This is a genomic window from Hymenobacter gelipurpurascens, assembly GCF_900187375.1.
GTDB classification, from domain to species: domain Bacteria; phylum Bacteroidota; class Bacteroidia; order Cytophagales; family Hymenobacteraceae; genus Hymenobacter; species Hymenobacter gelipurpurascens.
The window spans coordinates 2,511,790-2,526,255 of sequence record NZ_FYEW01000001.1 but is presented as its reverse complement, the minus strand read 5'-3'; the positions used below and the strand labels follow the sequence as shown (position 1 = coordinate 2,526,255).

General features: G+C 59.6%; 13 protein-coding genes. 4 read left to right on the top strand and 9 right to left on the bottom strand.

The annotated features are described in order from the left end of the window. Positions 1–76: 76 nt before the first annotated feature. Positions 77–1,168, bottom strand: a complete 1,092-nt coding sequence (gene proB / locus CFT68_RS10700; protein ID WP_088843407.1) for a glutamate 5-kinase — start codon at positions 1,166–1,168, stop codon at positions 77–79. 100 nt (positions 1,169–1,268) lie between these two features. Between proB and CFT68_RS10695 the strand changes: the two genes are divergently transcribed. The 4 genes from CFT68_RS10695 to CFT68_RS10680 all read left to right on the top strand — a co-directional run bounded on the left by CFT68_RS10695 (position 1,269) and on the right by CFT68_RS10680 (position 6,636). Next, positions 1,269–2,240, top strand: a complete 972-nt coding sequence (locus CFT68_RS10695; protein WP_245815344.1) for a M28 family peptidase — start codon at positions 1,269–1,271, stop codon at positions 2,238–2,240. Between the two features lie 385 nt (positions 2,241–2,625). Beyond that, on the top strand, positions 2,626–3,531 hold the full coding sequence (locus CFT68_RS10690) for a LysR family transcriptional regulator (protein ID WP_088843406.1): 906 nt from the start codon (positions 2,626–2,628) through the stop codon (positions 3,529–3,531). 65 nt (positions 3,532–3,596) lie between these two features. Next, on the top strand, positions 3,597–4,796 hold the full coding sequence (locus CFT68_RS10685) for a threonine synthase (RefSeq protein ID WP_088843405.1): 1,200 nt from the start codon (positions 3,597–3,599) through the stop codon (positions 4,794–4,796). A 445-nt stretch (positions 4,797–5,241) separates the two neighbouring features. Then, positions 5,242–6,636 (top strand): ammonium transporter, encoded by a 1,395-nt coding sequence (locus CFT68_RS10680; protein WP_088843404.1) that lies wholly within the window; start codon positions 5,242–5,244, stop codon positions 6,634–6,636. Between the two features lie 109 nt (positions 6,637–6,745). Here CFT68_RS10680 and CFT68_RS10675 read toward each other — a convergent pair whose 3' ends face one another. The 8 genes from CFT68_RS10675 to CFT68_RS10640 form a co-directional block, all read right to left on the bottom strand. Beyond that, positions 6,746–7,954 carry a tetratricopeptide repeat protein gene (locus tag CFT68_RS10675; RefSeq protein ID WP_088843403.1) on the bottom strand — a complete coding sequence of 403 codons (1,209 nt, stop codon included), beginning with the start codon at positions 7,952–7,954 and terminating at the stop codon, positions 6,746–6,748. Positions 7,955–7,963: 9 nt separating this feature from the next. Beyond that, complete coding sequence (locus tag CFT68_RS10670) at positions 7,964–9,181, bottom strand: tetratricopeptide repeat protein (protein ID WP_088843402.1); 1,218 nt, start codon at positions 9,179–9,181, stop codon at positions 7,964–7,966. Positions 9,182–9,199: 18 nt separating this feature from the next. Beyond that, positions 9,200–10,576 (bottom strand): ATP-binding protein, encoded by a 1,377-nt coding sequence (locus tag CFT68_RS10665; protein WP_088843401.1) that lies wholly within the window; start codon positions 10,574–10,576, stop codon positions 9,200–9,202. Positions 10,577–10,872: 296 nt separating this feature from the next. Next, entirely contained in the window at positions 10,873–11,670 is a 798-nt protein-coding gene (locus tag CFT68_RS10660) for a ZIP family metal transporter (RefSeq protein ID WP_088843400.1), read from the bottom strand. Between the two features lie 148 nt (positions 11,671–11,818). Further along, positions 11,819–12,091, bottom strand: a complete 273-nt coding sequence (locus CFT68_RS10655; RefSeq protein ID WP_088843399.1) for a DUF167 domain-containing protein — start codon at positions 12,089–12,091, stop codon at positions 11,819–11,821. Between the two features lie 5 nt (positions 12,092–12,096). After that, a complete protein-coding gene (locus CFT68_RS10650; RefSeq protein ID WP_088843398.1) occupies positions 12,097–12,297 on the bottom strand; it encodes a hypothetical protein in 201 nt (66 codons plus the stop codon). A 65-nt stretch (positions 12,298–12,362) separates the two neighbouring features. Beyond that, entirely contained in the window at positions 12,363–13,205 is an 843-nt protein-coding gene (locus tag CFT68_RS10645) for an endonuclease III domain-containing protein (RefSeq protein WP_245815343.1), read from the bottom strand. Between the two features lie 15 nt (positions 13,206–13,220). Continuing rightward, entirely contained in the window at positions 13,221–14,192 is a 972-nt protein-coding gene (locus CFT68_RS10640) for a hypothetical protein (RefSeq protein ID WP_088843397.1), read from the bottom strand. Positions 14,193–14,466: the final 274 nt, after the last annotated feature.

Sequence of the window (14,466 nt, the reverse complement as noted above, 5' to 3'; positions counted from 1 at the left end):
CAACATCAGCACGCGAGATGCTTCGGCTGCGCTCAGCATGACTTTCTTTTTTATCTGCCCGCCGGATAGCTGAGCATCAGCTAATATCTGCCGTCAGGAACAAGTAATCATAATGGACCAGCGGCTTTTGGTTCTGGTGGCCTAGCCGTTCCAACGCTTTCTCGGAGCCGTATTCCGCCAGGCCTAGGCCTATGGCCTTGCTGGTTTCATCCAGGATCCGAATGATGTCGCCTTTCTGGAACGAGCCGATAATGCCCAGGATGCCCACGGGCAACAGGCTAGTTGCCTTGCCGACGGCCGTAAGCGCGGCTTTAGCGCCCGCATTAATTTGCACGGCTCCTTTGGCAGCAAGGTCAGAATGGGCAATCCATTTCTTCTTGCTGGAGGCCGTTTTGTTGGGCAGAAAGCGCGTGTTAGGCACCTCCTGATTGAGCAGGCGCGGCAGTACGTTCTCGGTTTTGCCATTGGCAATGTGCACCGCAATCCCCAGCTGCGCCACTTTGTGGGCCATGTGGCACTTCGTAATCATGCCGCCGCGCCCGAACTGGGAGCGTTGCGTGGTGACGAAAGAGGAGAAGCTGGTGGTAGTGGGCTCGATTTCCGTAATCAGCTCCGAAGCCGGGTCTTTCGGGTCGCCGTTGAAAATACCATCTACGTTGCTCAGAATCAGTAAGGCATCGGCGTTGAGCATAGACGCCACCAGGCCGGCCAGCTCGTCGTTGTCGGTGAACATCAGCTCCGTCACGGAAATCACATCGTTCTCATTTACAATGGGAATGATGTTGTTCTGGAGCAGCGCCCGGAAGCAGTTCTGCATGTTCAGGTAGTGCTGCCGGTCGCGGAAGTCTTCTTTCGTGACGAGCACCTGCGCGCATAGCAGCGCATAGTGGCCTAGCAGCTCGGCGTAGGTGGCAAGCAGCTTTACCTGGCCTACGGCGGCCAGCACCTGCCGGCTTGTAACGGCATCGGCCTTCTCGGGAACCTGCACCAGGCTGCGCCCCGAAGCCACCGCCCCCGATGATACTACAATCACTTCCTTGCCCTGCTTTTTCAGGCCGGCAATCTGCTCTACCAGGTGGCTTATGCGGGCGTGGTCGGGCAAGCCGTTCTCCTGGGTCAGGACGTTGGAACCGATTTTGACAATGATCCGGTGGTAAGGAAGCGCCATAGCTGACCAGTAGGTTCTGGGCCGTAAGGTAGGGAGAGAGAATCGGTTAGCCACATTAGCCCGCGGCCCGTTTAGGTGTATGTAGCTTTTGCCAGGTTACTTGCACGGCCTGCTCCTTACCCCAATCCTGCTGGCCTGTGAGCCGGCCGGCTCTAAGCGCCGCCTGCCTGCAACCTCTGTTTCCACTCAACCCAATAACCGTATGGGCGCCGACCAAAACCGATTGTATGCCGATGTGAAGTTCCTGACGTCGTTGCAGCCCGCGCGCAACTACCGCAATCTGCGGAGCCTGAACGAGGCGGCCGATTATATCAAGGCGGAGTTCGAGAAGCTGCAGGCGGAAGACAGTCGGGTAGAGGAGCAAGTGTTTCGGGCCGATGGGCGACAGTACCGCAACCTCATCCTTTCGTTTGGTTCTGAGGAGGCGCCGCGCCTGATAATAGGGGCCCACTACGATGTGTATGGCGAGTATCCGGGCGCCGACGACAACGCCAGCGCCGTGGCAGGCCTGCTGGAAACAGCACGCCTGCTACACCACTACGGCTCTAACCTGAAATACCGGGTGGAGCTGGTAGCCTACCCCAACGAGGAGCCGCCTTACTTCGCCACGCAGTACATGGGCAGCGCCGTGCACGCCAAGTCGCTGCACGATGCGGGTGCCGCCGTGCGGGCCATGCTTTGCTACGAAATGATTGGCTACTTCCGGGATGAGCCGGGCTCCCAGCGTTTCCCGAATGAGCAGCTGGCCGCGCGGTACCCTGACACCGGTAACTTCATTATAGTAGTAGGCCGCACCGGGCAGGAAGAGTTTACGCAGTGCGTGCAGGAACTCATGCAAACCAAGGCCACCATTGATGTGCAGCGCATTAACCTGCCCGCCGAAATGGGCCTGGCGGGCCTCTCCGACCACCGCAACTACTGGAAATACGGCTACGAGGCTCTCATGATCAACGACACGTCCTTCCTGCGCAACCCCCATTACCACCTGGCTTCCGACACCATCGAAACGCTGGATTTCAAGCGCATGGCCGAAGTGGTAAACGGCACATACGCCGTAGTTCTGGGCCTCTAGGCCGGTAGGCCATTGGTAAGAACTAGCTTAGGGAAATAGACCGTCCTGCTGAGCAGGTGGCGCATCAAGCCAAAGGACTGAAGCCTCTCGCGTGCTGATGTTGCTAGGTCATAAATAACACCCGCACGTCATCCTGAGCTTGCGAAGGATCTTTTCACGCGTGAACGAGTCGTTCTAGGCCAATCGTACTGACCTGAAAAGATCCTTCGCAAGCTCAGGATGACGTGCTTTAGGTAGTAGGCCAGTTTAATTACCATTGTAACGTCAGCACGCAAGATGCGCCACCTGCTCAGCAGGACAGTCTATTATTGGTTTACTAAACTCCCAACTAATCATGTTCCTTTACCTTCGTTCGATTTCACTTACCTCTGAACTGGCCTAGGCCATGCTTTCTCACCCGCACGAAATCTTCTTGGAAGTAGCCCGGCAGCTCAGCTTCACGAAAGCCGGGCAAACGCTGTTCCTGAGCCAGTCGGCGGTGAGCAAGCAGGTGAAAGCCCTGGAAGAGCACTACAAAACGGGCCTGTTCGAGCGTCTCGGCAACAGCATTGTGCTCACGCCTCCCGGCGAGCTGCTCTACCGCAAGCTGCTGCTGGCCAAACAGCTGCAGCATGAGTTGCATCAGGAGTTCACGGAGCTCAGCCCCGACTTCTCGCCTCAGGTGCACATGGTCATTGGAGCCAGCACCACCATTTCGCTCTACGTCATTCCGCCGGTGCTTTCGGCCTACCTGGGCCAGTACCCCAACACCCAGCTCACGCTCAAAAACCGCAACTCCGAGAACATTCTGAAGGCACTGCTCGACCACGAAATCGACCTCGGTATCATCGAAGGGATTCACAAAGTCAGCAACGTGACCTACACCTCCTTGCTGACGGACGAAGTGGTGGCCGTGTGCTCCGCGCGCAACCCCCTGCACCGGCAGGAGCTGGATGCCCGCGACCTGCTGCGCGTGCCGGTGGCACTCCGGGAAGTGGGCTCGGGTACGCTGGCGGTACTGGAAGAAGCGCTAGCGGAAAAGCACATCAAGCTCACCGATTTATCCGTGAAAGTGCGGTTGGGGGGCACGGAGGCCCTCAAAAACTTTGTGCGTGTAGATACCTGCTTGGCCTTTTTGCCGCGGCAATCCGTCATGAATGAGCTGGCCTCGGGGGAGCTGATGGAGGTGAAAGTGCGCGACTTGAACTTAGTGCGTCATTTTGATTTTGTGCAGCGGAAGGGCACCGAAAACAATGTGCCCTACAGGAGCTTCGTGCAGTTTGCCCGGCGCTATTATTCCAAACAGGAATAGCCTATTCCAAATTGCTGTTTGTTTCAGGAATAGCAGTCGAGGAGTTTTGCGTTGAACTCCTCGTTATGACTTCTACTCTCCTCGACACCACTACCCGCCTCCAGGAGCTGCACTGCGCCGCCTGCGATGCCCCTCACTCTGCCTTCCAGCTGCAGCGCGTATCCGAGTGCTGCGGCCAGCCGCTCGTGGCCCGCTACGATTTGCGGGAGCCAATTTCCCGCACCGCTGGCATTGATCTGGCCGAGAACTCCATGTGGCGCTACCACTCCCTGCTGCCCCTGCTTGATGAGGCCAACCGCGTGAGCTTAGGTGAGGGCTGGACGCCTATGCTTACCCTCCAGCGCCTAGGCCACCGCTACGGCCTCCGCGACCTGCGCCTCAAAGACGAGGGGCAAAATCCCACAGGCTCCTTCAAGGCCCGCGGCCTGAGTATGGCCATTTCCAAAGCTAAAGAGCTGGGCGTCACGGGCTGTATCATCCCAACGGCTGGCAATGCCGGGGTGGCTATGGCGGCTTATTGTGCCCGGGCCGGCCTACGCGCCGTGGTGGTGATGCCTCGGCATACGCCCAAGGCCTTCAAGGAGGAGTGCTACTGGTACGGCGCCGAAGTGCACCTCGTGGATGGCCTCATCAACGACTGCGCCGCGCGAGTGCGGGAGCTCAATGCCAATGGCGAACTGCTCGATATTTCTACCCTGAAAGAGCCGTATCGTCTCGAAGGCAAAAAAACGATGGGTTACGAGTTGGCCGAACAGCTCAACTGGACCCTCCCCGATGTGCTGCTGTACCCGGCTGGCGGCGGCACCGGACTCATCGGTATCTGGAAAGCCCTGCGCGAAATGCAGCAGCTGGGCTGGTTGCCGAAAGAGGCCAAATTGCCCCGCATGGTGGCGGTGCAGTCGGCCAACTGCTGCCCGTTGGTAGAAACCCGCGCTGGTCGCCAAGCCAACTGCCATAGCTACGTAGGCCAGCCTACCATTGCCAATGGCCTAGCTGTGCCGCGCCCCCTCGGCGAGCCGCTAATGCTGCAGACCCTGGATGAATCGCAGGGCCTTGCCTTGGCCATCACGGATGAGCAGATGCTGGAAGGCATGCGCGAGCTGGCCCGCTTAGAAGGGTTGTTTGTAGCGCCCGAAGGGGCGGCCGTCTGGATGGCTGCCCGCCACCTGCTCGAAACCGGGTGGCTGCGGCCCGAGGAGCAAATTCTGCTGCTGAACACAGGCTCTGGCCAGAAGTACCTTGATAACGTGGAAGGGCAGTATTAGCAGCTCTTCGAACGACAGGCAGAGTTCCTGCCCAGGATAGAATTACAGAAGCGCATACAAAAAGGAGTGGCCTACACGGTGTAGGCCACTCCTTTTTGTATGCGCTCTGCGTGGCGGCATTTCATTATCCGAAACCCATATTGACTTACAGCCTAGGCCAATCAGGAGAAGGGCAGGGGTTCGTGCCAAGATAAACCGGGGCAAAAACTGTGGTGTAGTTGCTGTAAACCTCGAATCACATGGAGAATCTACCAGCGGAGGCCGCCGCTCTAACACAAACCTTGCTTTTAAGTGGAAAGGAGGTTGAAATTTGGGGGTGTATTCAAAGAAATGATATGGTAAATGGTGGAAATGGCTATTGAATTAGATGGACTATTTTCAATTAATGTATATTTTGCTCTATATTGACCTTAGAAAATAGGGTAGTTCATTAAAATAGCCTCTTATGAAATCCGATGCACCCGTCTTTCGGCCCGGATATAGCGTGTTTGCTCTGATCCTGCTGATTGGGCTGGCTTTACTGGCTGCCTTCGTGCAGGTGCCGCATCCGGCCGCGGCCCCCGGCTCCCTGAATGGAGCGGATGTAGCCTGGATGCTGACGGCCACCGCCTTTGTACTGATCATGACGCCGGGGCTGTCGTTTTTCTACGGCGGAATGGTGCGGCCCAAAAACGTTATCAGCACCATGCTTCAGAGCTTTGTCGCCCTGGGCGTTATTACCGTGCTGTTCTATTTCGTGGGGTTCTCGCTTTGCTACGGCGACTCTTGGCACGGGCTGATTGGCAACCCGCTTACGTTTGCCATGCTGCGCAACGTGGGCACGGCCCCCAATCCGGCCTTTGCGGCTAGTATTCCGTTCGTGCTGTACTTCGCATTTCAGCTCAAATTTGCCATCATCACCCCAGCCCTCATCACGGGTTCCTTCGCGGAGAGGGTTCGGTTTAAGGGCTATCTGGCATTTATGGTGCTGTTTAGCCTGTTCATCTACTGCCCCTTGGCCCACTGGACGTGGCATCCCGAGGGATTTCTGCACAAGTGGGGCGTTCTGGATTTTGCGGGCGGTACGGTAGTGCATATTTCAGCGGGCGTGGCGGCGCTGGCGGGCGCACTGGTGCTCGGCCGCCGATCGTCGCATCTGCGGCCATCCTCGTTCTCAACCCCAAATGTGCCCTACGTAATGCTGGGAACTGGCCTGCTGTGGTTTGGCTGGTTCGGGTTTAATGCAGGCTCGGCGCTGGGGGCGAATGAGCTGGCTGCCGTATCCTTCGTGAATACCAACCTGGCCTCCGGTGCCGCCCTCATTGCCTGGATTCTGGTGGAGATTGTGCGGGGCGGTAAGCCTACGGCCGTGGGTGCCTGCACCGGCGCCGTAGTAGGCCTAGTGGCCATTACACCCGCCGCCGGCTTCGTTGACTATGGGCAGAGCATCCTGATTGGAGTAATTGGCGCTCTGGTTAGCCATGCTGCCGTGCACTGGCAGAACAGCCGCACTACCATTGATGATACCCTGGATGTATTTCCTTGCCACGGCCTCGGTGGCATTGTGGGCATGCTGCTGACGGGTGTTTTCGCGGCCAAAGACGGATTGATTTATGGCAAAACCAGCCTGTTTGGCTACCACGTGCTCGGCCTCTTTATTGTGGTGGCCTATTCCTTTGTGGGTGCCTGGGTGCTGCTCAAAGTCACGGACCGCATTTTTGGCCTGCGGGTGAAGCTGCAGGAAGAGGAACTGGGCCTCGACCTCAGCCAGCACGAGGAATCCACATACCACATCGATGAGGAGTTCGAGCGCACGTACCGCCGCGACCCTATGACAGAAAACGCCAACCAGCTGGTGTAAGGGCCGCTAGGCCACTTGGGAAGAAAAAGCTTTGTGTGGGAAAAAAGGCCATCGGGAGGGAAGTCCGATGGCCTTTTTATGTGGTATCAGCTATAGAAACTGCCGTGCCTCAACTGAGCGCCATCGACCAGATGAAAATCACCCAGATAATTAATAACAGACCCATAGCACCCTGGAAGGTATCGGAGGCGGGGTAGAGCAAGTGCAGCGCGCCGCCTACCAGGCCTAGCAGCACCATCACTACCATAGCTGCCAGGGCCCAGCGCCTGGCCCGCACCGTTACCCGGGGGCGCAAGGCCACAATTGCCGGAAAAATGGCCGCCAACAGGCCTAGCCCAATTGAGCCCAGCCAGCCCTGGCTGAAGAGGGAAGCGGAAGTGAACAGCACGGTAGCCGCCGCCAGCATTCCCATAAAGGCCAGGGCTTGGCGGCGTTGGGCATTGGAGAGGGCATGGCGGCCATAGGGATTCAGCAGCAGCAAACCGTTGAACAGGGGGTCGGCAAACCAGCTCATGAATACAAACGGCAGATACAGCGGCAGCAACACCGGCACGAAGCGCACCAGAATGTACAGACCAATGAACAGCAGGCGGCGCGACATGCTGCTTAGCCCCTCGGTCCAGACGGTGAACCGCAGAAACGCCCGATACAGCCAATAACGAGCCTTTAGGGCTTCTACCAGGCCACTACGGGCATACTCCGAGGTAGGGGCGAGGCGCAGGGCATTGCGGAAATGCTCCAGCGCCTCCTTGTGTCGGCCACTTTCCAGGGCTACCCAGCCGGCGTCGGCGTGGGTGCCGGCATCGTCGGGGTCGTAGAGCAGGGCTTGAGAGAGGGAGCTGGCAGCATCTTCGGGGCGGCCGAGGCGGGTGAGGCAGCGCGCCCGCAGGCCCAGGCAATCAACGTGTTCGGGGTCGTAAGCAAGTCCCATTTCGGCGGCGCGCAGGGCGGCGGCCCACTGGCCCTGCGTGAAGCGCAGAATGCCTAGTGTATGGTGATAGTTGGGGTCGGTGGGGTCGAGGGCCAGGGCCTGCTCAATGGCCTGGCGGGCTTCTTCGGGCTGCTGCAGGCGCTGGTGGGTCAGGCTCAGCAGGTAATACGCAAAGTCGTGCTCCGGCGACAGGCCTACGGAGGTATGGGCATGCGTGCGGGCTTCTTCGGGCCGGCTTTGCTCCAGCAGGGCCAGCGCCATCAGGGCGTGGGCGTGCGCATCGTTGGGGTCGGAGTGGAGCACGCGGTGCAGTTCCTGCTCGGCTTGCACGGCGCGGCCCTGCCGGAGCAGCAGCAGAATTCGGTCGGGCCAGTTGGCTTGTTCCATCAGAGAAATCTATCGGGAAGAATGACGCCGCTTTAGCCGTGCCACATGTCGGAAATAATAGTCAATCAACTTGGCAACCAGCAGCACCACTGGGAGAACTAGGGCAGATGCCACCACCCCCAAGCTATACAGCCAGATGGCCAGGGCAATGGCCAGAATAGCTGATGCCAGACATACGATGGCCATGGCCACGGGGCTTAGCGTGGCCAGCCAGGAAGCGGGCCGTTGGTGCATCATACGCACATCGGGGTGCAGGCGCCACTGCACGGCTGCCCAGATGTAGGCCACTATCAGCGGGATGCAAAGTAGGCTTACCAGCGGCACCAGCACCAAATATAGCTGGAGCACAGCCCTCAGTCGTCCGCGCTTGACCTCCGACTGCACCTGCTCCGACCAGGCATCGAGGCGGCGCAACTGGCGCTTCAGCCAGAAACGTTGCTGCGCCAGCTGCTCTAGGCCATGGCGGGCGGCGCTGTTGCCAGGCGAAAGGTGCCATGCCTCCAGAAAATACCGTCGGGCCTCGGTGGGCTTTTGCTGGCGCTGCGCTTCCTGCCCGAGCTGAAGGAGCAGCGGCAGCAGCTTGCGCTGCGTGCGCTCATCGGTGGGGCGCAGGCGAATGGCTTCCCGAAGGTGCGTTTCCGCCTCAGCAAACTGCTGCGCCCGCATGGCCTCGTCGCCGAGCAACGCGTGCGTGAGAGCCAGGCCTGGGTGCCAGCGCGCCAACTGGCCTACCGTCAGCGAAGCTGCCTCATAACTCCGCAGCTGCTGGAGTGCCAGGATGCGTTGGAAAAGACATTCAATGTGGCCTGGATTCAGCCGTAGGCCAGTTGTAGCAACCTCCAGAGCGGCTTCCGGCTGCCGGCGGGTGTTCAGAATAACGGCCTTGAAGCCCAGGTACGTTGCGTTGAGACTATCGTGGTGCAGGGCTTCGTCAATGGACTGCAGGGCCGCAAACGGCTGGCCTTCGCGGAGCAGCAACACGCTATGAAAGTAATGCGCGTCGCTGCTCTGTGGGTCGAGGGCCAGAGCTTGTTGAATTTCCGTCAGGGCTTCTGCCGTGCGCCCGGGTTGGTTAATCAGCACTAGGCCCAGCAGCTCGTGGGCCTCGGCTTCCTGCGGATGCTTCGCCAGCCTTCGCCGAACCAGATGCTCGGCCTGCTCCGGGCGGCGCACATCCAGCAGATGTCGCGCCGCCTCCTGCCACCGGTCGTGTTCAGCGTGGTTCATGCGGAGTTTCAGAGCCGGTTAGGCTGAGGGTTTCTTGATACCGAGGTACACTAGAATGTCGTCGTAGAGGCCACCCTCGTTGGAGTAGAGCGCATAGTTTTTGGCCGTAGCAAACCACTCGCGCGTGCTGGGCCGCACTTTCCCGATGGCATCCTGCAGGGTGCGCTGCTCCAGGGGCAGCGGCTTGCCGGCCTTCATCGATTCGCGCAGGCAGCTTTCAATGGCCACATCTACCACTGCTTTCAGGTCGGCGCCGGAGTAGCCGGCGGTTTGGGCGGCTAGCTTCGGGTAATTGATAGACTGGCCTACGGGCTTTTCGCGCAGCAACAGCTCCAGAATAGCCGTGCGGGCGGGCTCGTCGGGCGGTGTCACGAGCATGATGCGGTCGAAGCGGCCGGGGCGACGGAAGGCGCCATCCAGCTGCCAGGGCGCGTTGGTGGCCGCCATAATCAGCACGCCCTCGTTGGAGCGCGTGGCGCCATCCAGCTCCGAAAGAAACTGGTTGATGACGGTGCGGCCCGCGCTCTGGCGTAGGTCGTGGCGGTTGGCGGCCAGGGCATCTACCTCATCAAAAAATAGCACGCACGGCGCCTGCAGGCGGGCCTGCTCGAAAATCTGGTGCAAGTTCCGCTCACTGTTGCCCAGCCACATATCCAGAATATCGTTGATACCGACGTGGATAAAGGAGGCTTTTACCTCGCCAGCCGTGGCGCGGGCCAGGTAGGTTTTGCCGCAGCCAGGCGGGCCGTAGAGCAGCAGTCCGCCGCCGGTTGCCTTGCCGTAGGCCTTGTACAGATCGGGGTACTGGAGCGGGTGGATAATCTTCAGGCGGATTTCTTCCTTCAGAGCTTCCATGCCGCCCACATCCGAAAAGTTGATGCTGGGGCGCTCTAGGCCACTAAACAGTATTTGCTCATCGATAACCTCATTCTGATCGAAGTTATAGTCGGTGGCGGGCCCGCCGTGGGCCGGCTGAGCCGGTGCCCTGCCGCGCAGGCGGGCTGCCAGCTCGGCGTCTTCCAGCGTGGGGTTGAGGTCGAGGGCCGTTTGGTAGGCATCGCGGGCAGCCGGAAGCTGGTCGGTATCGGCCAGGAGGCGGGCGTGGAGCAGGTGGGCGCGGGCGTGGTCGGGGCGCGAGCCGAGCAGCTCCTCCACCACCACAAACGCCGCCGATGTCTTGCGCAGGCCAGCATACGTTTCCGCTAGGCCGAGTTGGAAGTCGGCGTCCTGCGGGGCCTGTCGTAGGCCAGTCCGGTACAGTTCCTCGGCCTCCGGCAGCCGCTCTGCCTGCAACAACAAGCCCGCCACGTGCTTGCGCAAGGCCAGGTTATCGGGCGAGAAAGCCAGGGCTTCCAGCAAAGGTTGAATAGCAGCGGGGTCGGGAGGGAGGGCCATAGCAGATGCGATATATCAGATACCGCAAGCTACAAAGGTGAAGTGGTGATTTAGTGAAATTGTGAAGTGATGAACTGTGGCCTAGAACATGTCATGGCAAGGACGAAGGACGACGCCATCTTTTCTTCCTCATTGCACGAGCCGTTAGTATACTGAAAAGACCCTACTTCCAGCCTGGGGATAAGAGCGTCAAGTTTCTTTAAGGTCTGGCGCGACCAGAAGGAAAGATGGCGTCGTCCTTCGTCCTTGCCATGACAGATAGGTCAGTCGAACGGCAAACTCACCACTTCACCGTGCTACTCGCCCAGCTTGCTCAGCACAAACGACACCAAGAAGCCCAGCACCGTAATCAGGCCCGTGAAGTTGTGCGCTACATCGAAGGCTTCCGGAATCATGGTATCTGCAATCATGGCCAGCACAGCGCCGGCCGCTACGGCCGTGGTAGCAGCTACCACATTGGCCGAGAAACCGCTGAAAACGGTGTAGCCCAGCAACGAAGCAATGCCCGAAATAACCATGATGCCAGCCCACAGCAGCAGCACGTATTGGGGCGAGCGGCCGGCTTTTTTCATGCCAGCGGCGCTGGAAAGTCCCTCGGGCAGGTTGGAGAGAAAGATAGCCACCACGGCCACTGTGCTTACGGCTCCGCCCGCCAGCATGCTCAGGCCAATCACAATGCTCTCGGGGATGCCATCAAGCAGGGCGCCAATGGCCAGGGCCATGCCGTTGTCGTCGCCGGAGTCGCTGCTTTCGGTTTTGCCCGCTTGCACGGCTTGGCGCTCCTCATTCTGGTGCTCTCCGGAGCGTTTGCGGTGCTTGGCGCCGTAGCGGGCCAGCACCCAGTTGGCGAGGGTGTAAGCCGCTGCGCCGCCCACAAAGCCAATGGCAGTGGCATCGAAGCCGCCTTTTTCGTAGGCCTCTTCCATTAAATCCAGCGAAAGTGTGGAAATCAGGACGCCGCTGCCAAACGCCATGATGGCCGCAATCAGCCGCTGCGGTACCCGCGTGAAATAGCCCAGGGCTGCACCTATCAGCAAAGCAGAGCCCGATATCAGACCCCAGAAGCCCGCTATGGCCCAGGTTGGAAAATGCATACAGAAGAGAATTGAGGGGAGAAAGGAAGATCTTGCCCTCAGGTACGGAAGCTAGTCGGGGGAGTTCATACTCCGTAGGCCATTGCGGACAGCAAACAAACCATCAAGCTTCATCTGGCGTCTGCTTGCAGAATAGCTCTATAGTGGCCTAGGCCACTTGAAACTGCGCCAGAATCTGACTGAATTCTTCTTCCGAAAGCTCTGCCACTTCCACTTTCTTGAACGGGGCCGTGTGGCCGGAAAGTAGTGTCAGGCTGGATTTGGCCACGCCAAACACCTCCGCCAGGTAGCCCAGCAAACACGCGTTGGCTTTGCCATCCTGGGCGGGTGCTTTCAGCCGGATAGTAACGGTGCCATCGGGGGCTACGAGAAGCTGGTTGGCGCGGGCGTTGGGTTTGGCCTTCAGGTGCAGAACCGGCACAGACTCTAGGAAGGCGAGTTGTAGGCGTCGTACACGTTCCAGGCCCAAATCAGGAAGGGCACCACAATCGTCCAGGCCAATAGAAAGCCCAACACCCCGCCCACAGCCCAAATCAGAAAGGCCTTCAGGATTTGTCCTTTTATCAACTGGCCCAGGCCAGGGACGAAGATGGAAAGGAGTGCCGGCAGGCCATAGGTCTTTTGCATGGTTGAAAAGCAGAAAAGTGAGAAAGTAAACACCCGCTATAGGCAGCTGGCAGGGGCCAAACTACTCAAAATAACGACAGCGCTGGCGCCGGAGCTCGGGCGGTGCGAGCTAGGCCAGTAGGGCAGCGCTCCAGCAGCACGCAGCGTCCGCAGGCCGGCGTATGGAAGTAGCAGCACTTCTGCCCATGAAACATGAAGGCCTCATGGTGGTCGTAGACCTGCTGGGCATCCCAGCCGGGTGGCAACAGGGCCTCCAGCTGCGCGTGGGCCGCCGCTTCGCCTACTTTCGGCCCAATGAGGCCCAGCCGCTGGGCCACCCGGTGATGGTGGCTATCTACGGGCATGGCCGGGCGGCGCAGGGTGCTGAAGAGGAGCACGGCGGCACTGGTTTTGGGCCCCACGCCCGGCAGCGCTTCCAGCCAGGCGCGGGCCTCCGGAATGGGCATATCGGCCAGAAACTCCAGGTTGCAGGGGCCGCCACAGCGCTGACCTACTTCACGCAATACCAGCTGCAGGCGAGGCGCCTTCTGCTCGGGCCACGTGCACGGACTGATGGCTTCCTGCACCTCTTCGGTGGGTGCGTCGCGCACGGCATCCCAGGTTTCAAATCGGGCCCGCAGCTGCTGGTAGGCCTTATGCGAATCCTGGTTGCGGGTGCGGTGCGAAAGCAGGGCGCTGATCAGCTCGCTGAGTGGGTCTTTGGTGCTGAAAAACCGAAACGGCGCGCCGTACTCGGCGCACAGTAGCTCGTGGGTCCAGAGGGCCAGTTCGCGGCGCGCATCAAGGTCGGCGGGGGAGGTAGGGGCAGGCTTCACAGAGTGGCCTACGCGCAGGGTGGCAGTTGAGATTAACTCAGGCCCAAATAAAAACCCCACCCGGCGGCTAGGCCAGGTGGGGTTCGAATACAAATCAGCGCAGCGAAACTACTGCCCCCGGTTGTAGAGCAGAATGGCTTGCTTGATGTTGTTCTGCTGCTTGCTGCCAATCACCAATGGCACAATGGCCAGCGGAATAGCCGCATACATCAGCGGCGACACATTGAAGCCTGTGCTGCCACCGAAGCTGGAGAGCGTGCCGGCCAGCAGTAGGCCACCCGCTGCCACGTAGCTGAGGGTGGTAATTGTCTGGAACTTACGCGCATCCTGCAGCAGCTTCACGCTGCCGGGGTTATCGGCGGTAGCCAACTGCAGCGTCCGGATGGAAAGGCTTTCAATCGGGCCGTTATCCTTGCTGAAATATTCGGTTTTTACGGTGCGGTAGCCACCGTAGCCGCCGCCGTAGGGGTACCCGCCGTAGCCGTAGCGCCCCATCCCGTAGCCACCCATGCCATAGGGGTTACTCATGTATTGGGTGCTCGTGATGGAGTACAGGCTGATGCGGCCCACCCGGTCGCGGCGCAGCGTCGATTCGCGCTTGGAGCGGCCGGGCAATGTGGTGCGCACATAAAAACCGGTTTCGTCCTCGTAATACCGCACCTGGTCCAGATCGAGGCGCTGCTGCCCATCAACCAGCAGGAAGCTGCGGCCAAACACAGGCTGCTTTATTTCCACATCGTAGCCCTTAATTACCTGGCCCGTTTTGAGGCCTACGGCGTAGCGGGTGGTATTAACGGGTGGCAACGCCATCTGCTGGCGCTGCTGGCGTACCGAGTCGGGCGCCGTGGGCGGCACGGCCAGCGCCCGTTGCGGTTGCGTGGCACGACGGGCCGTGTCGGGAGGGGCAGCGGCGGCTGGCACAACGGTAGTAGCCGGCGTGGGGGAGGTGGCCGGTGCCGGGGCAGGCGGCGTGGGAGCCGGCGCACCGGGTAAGGTATTGAGCTGGCGGGGCGTCTGTTGGGCCAGAGCCGGAACAGAGAACGTGCAGAGCACGGCTAATAGGAGAGAGCGGAGCTGCATATAGGGAATTAAGGTAGCAAGAAACCAAAAAAGGCAGATGCCAAGTGGGGTTTGGATGAAGAGTAGAACGAACTAGTCTGACGGCCAGTAGGAGCAGTTCCGGTTGCGGTACAATCCAATTGGCAGCGCTAGTATAAGTCGTCGGGGCGCATCTACCGCCGTTGCCCGAAAAAGAACAACTAGTGCCGCTGAAAATGCCGCGCCGGGTGGCCTAGAAAGACAAGGAAGTAGGTGGCCTTTTCTTAACGCCGACAAGGCTTAGGCTAGTGCGAGA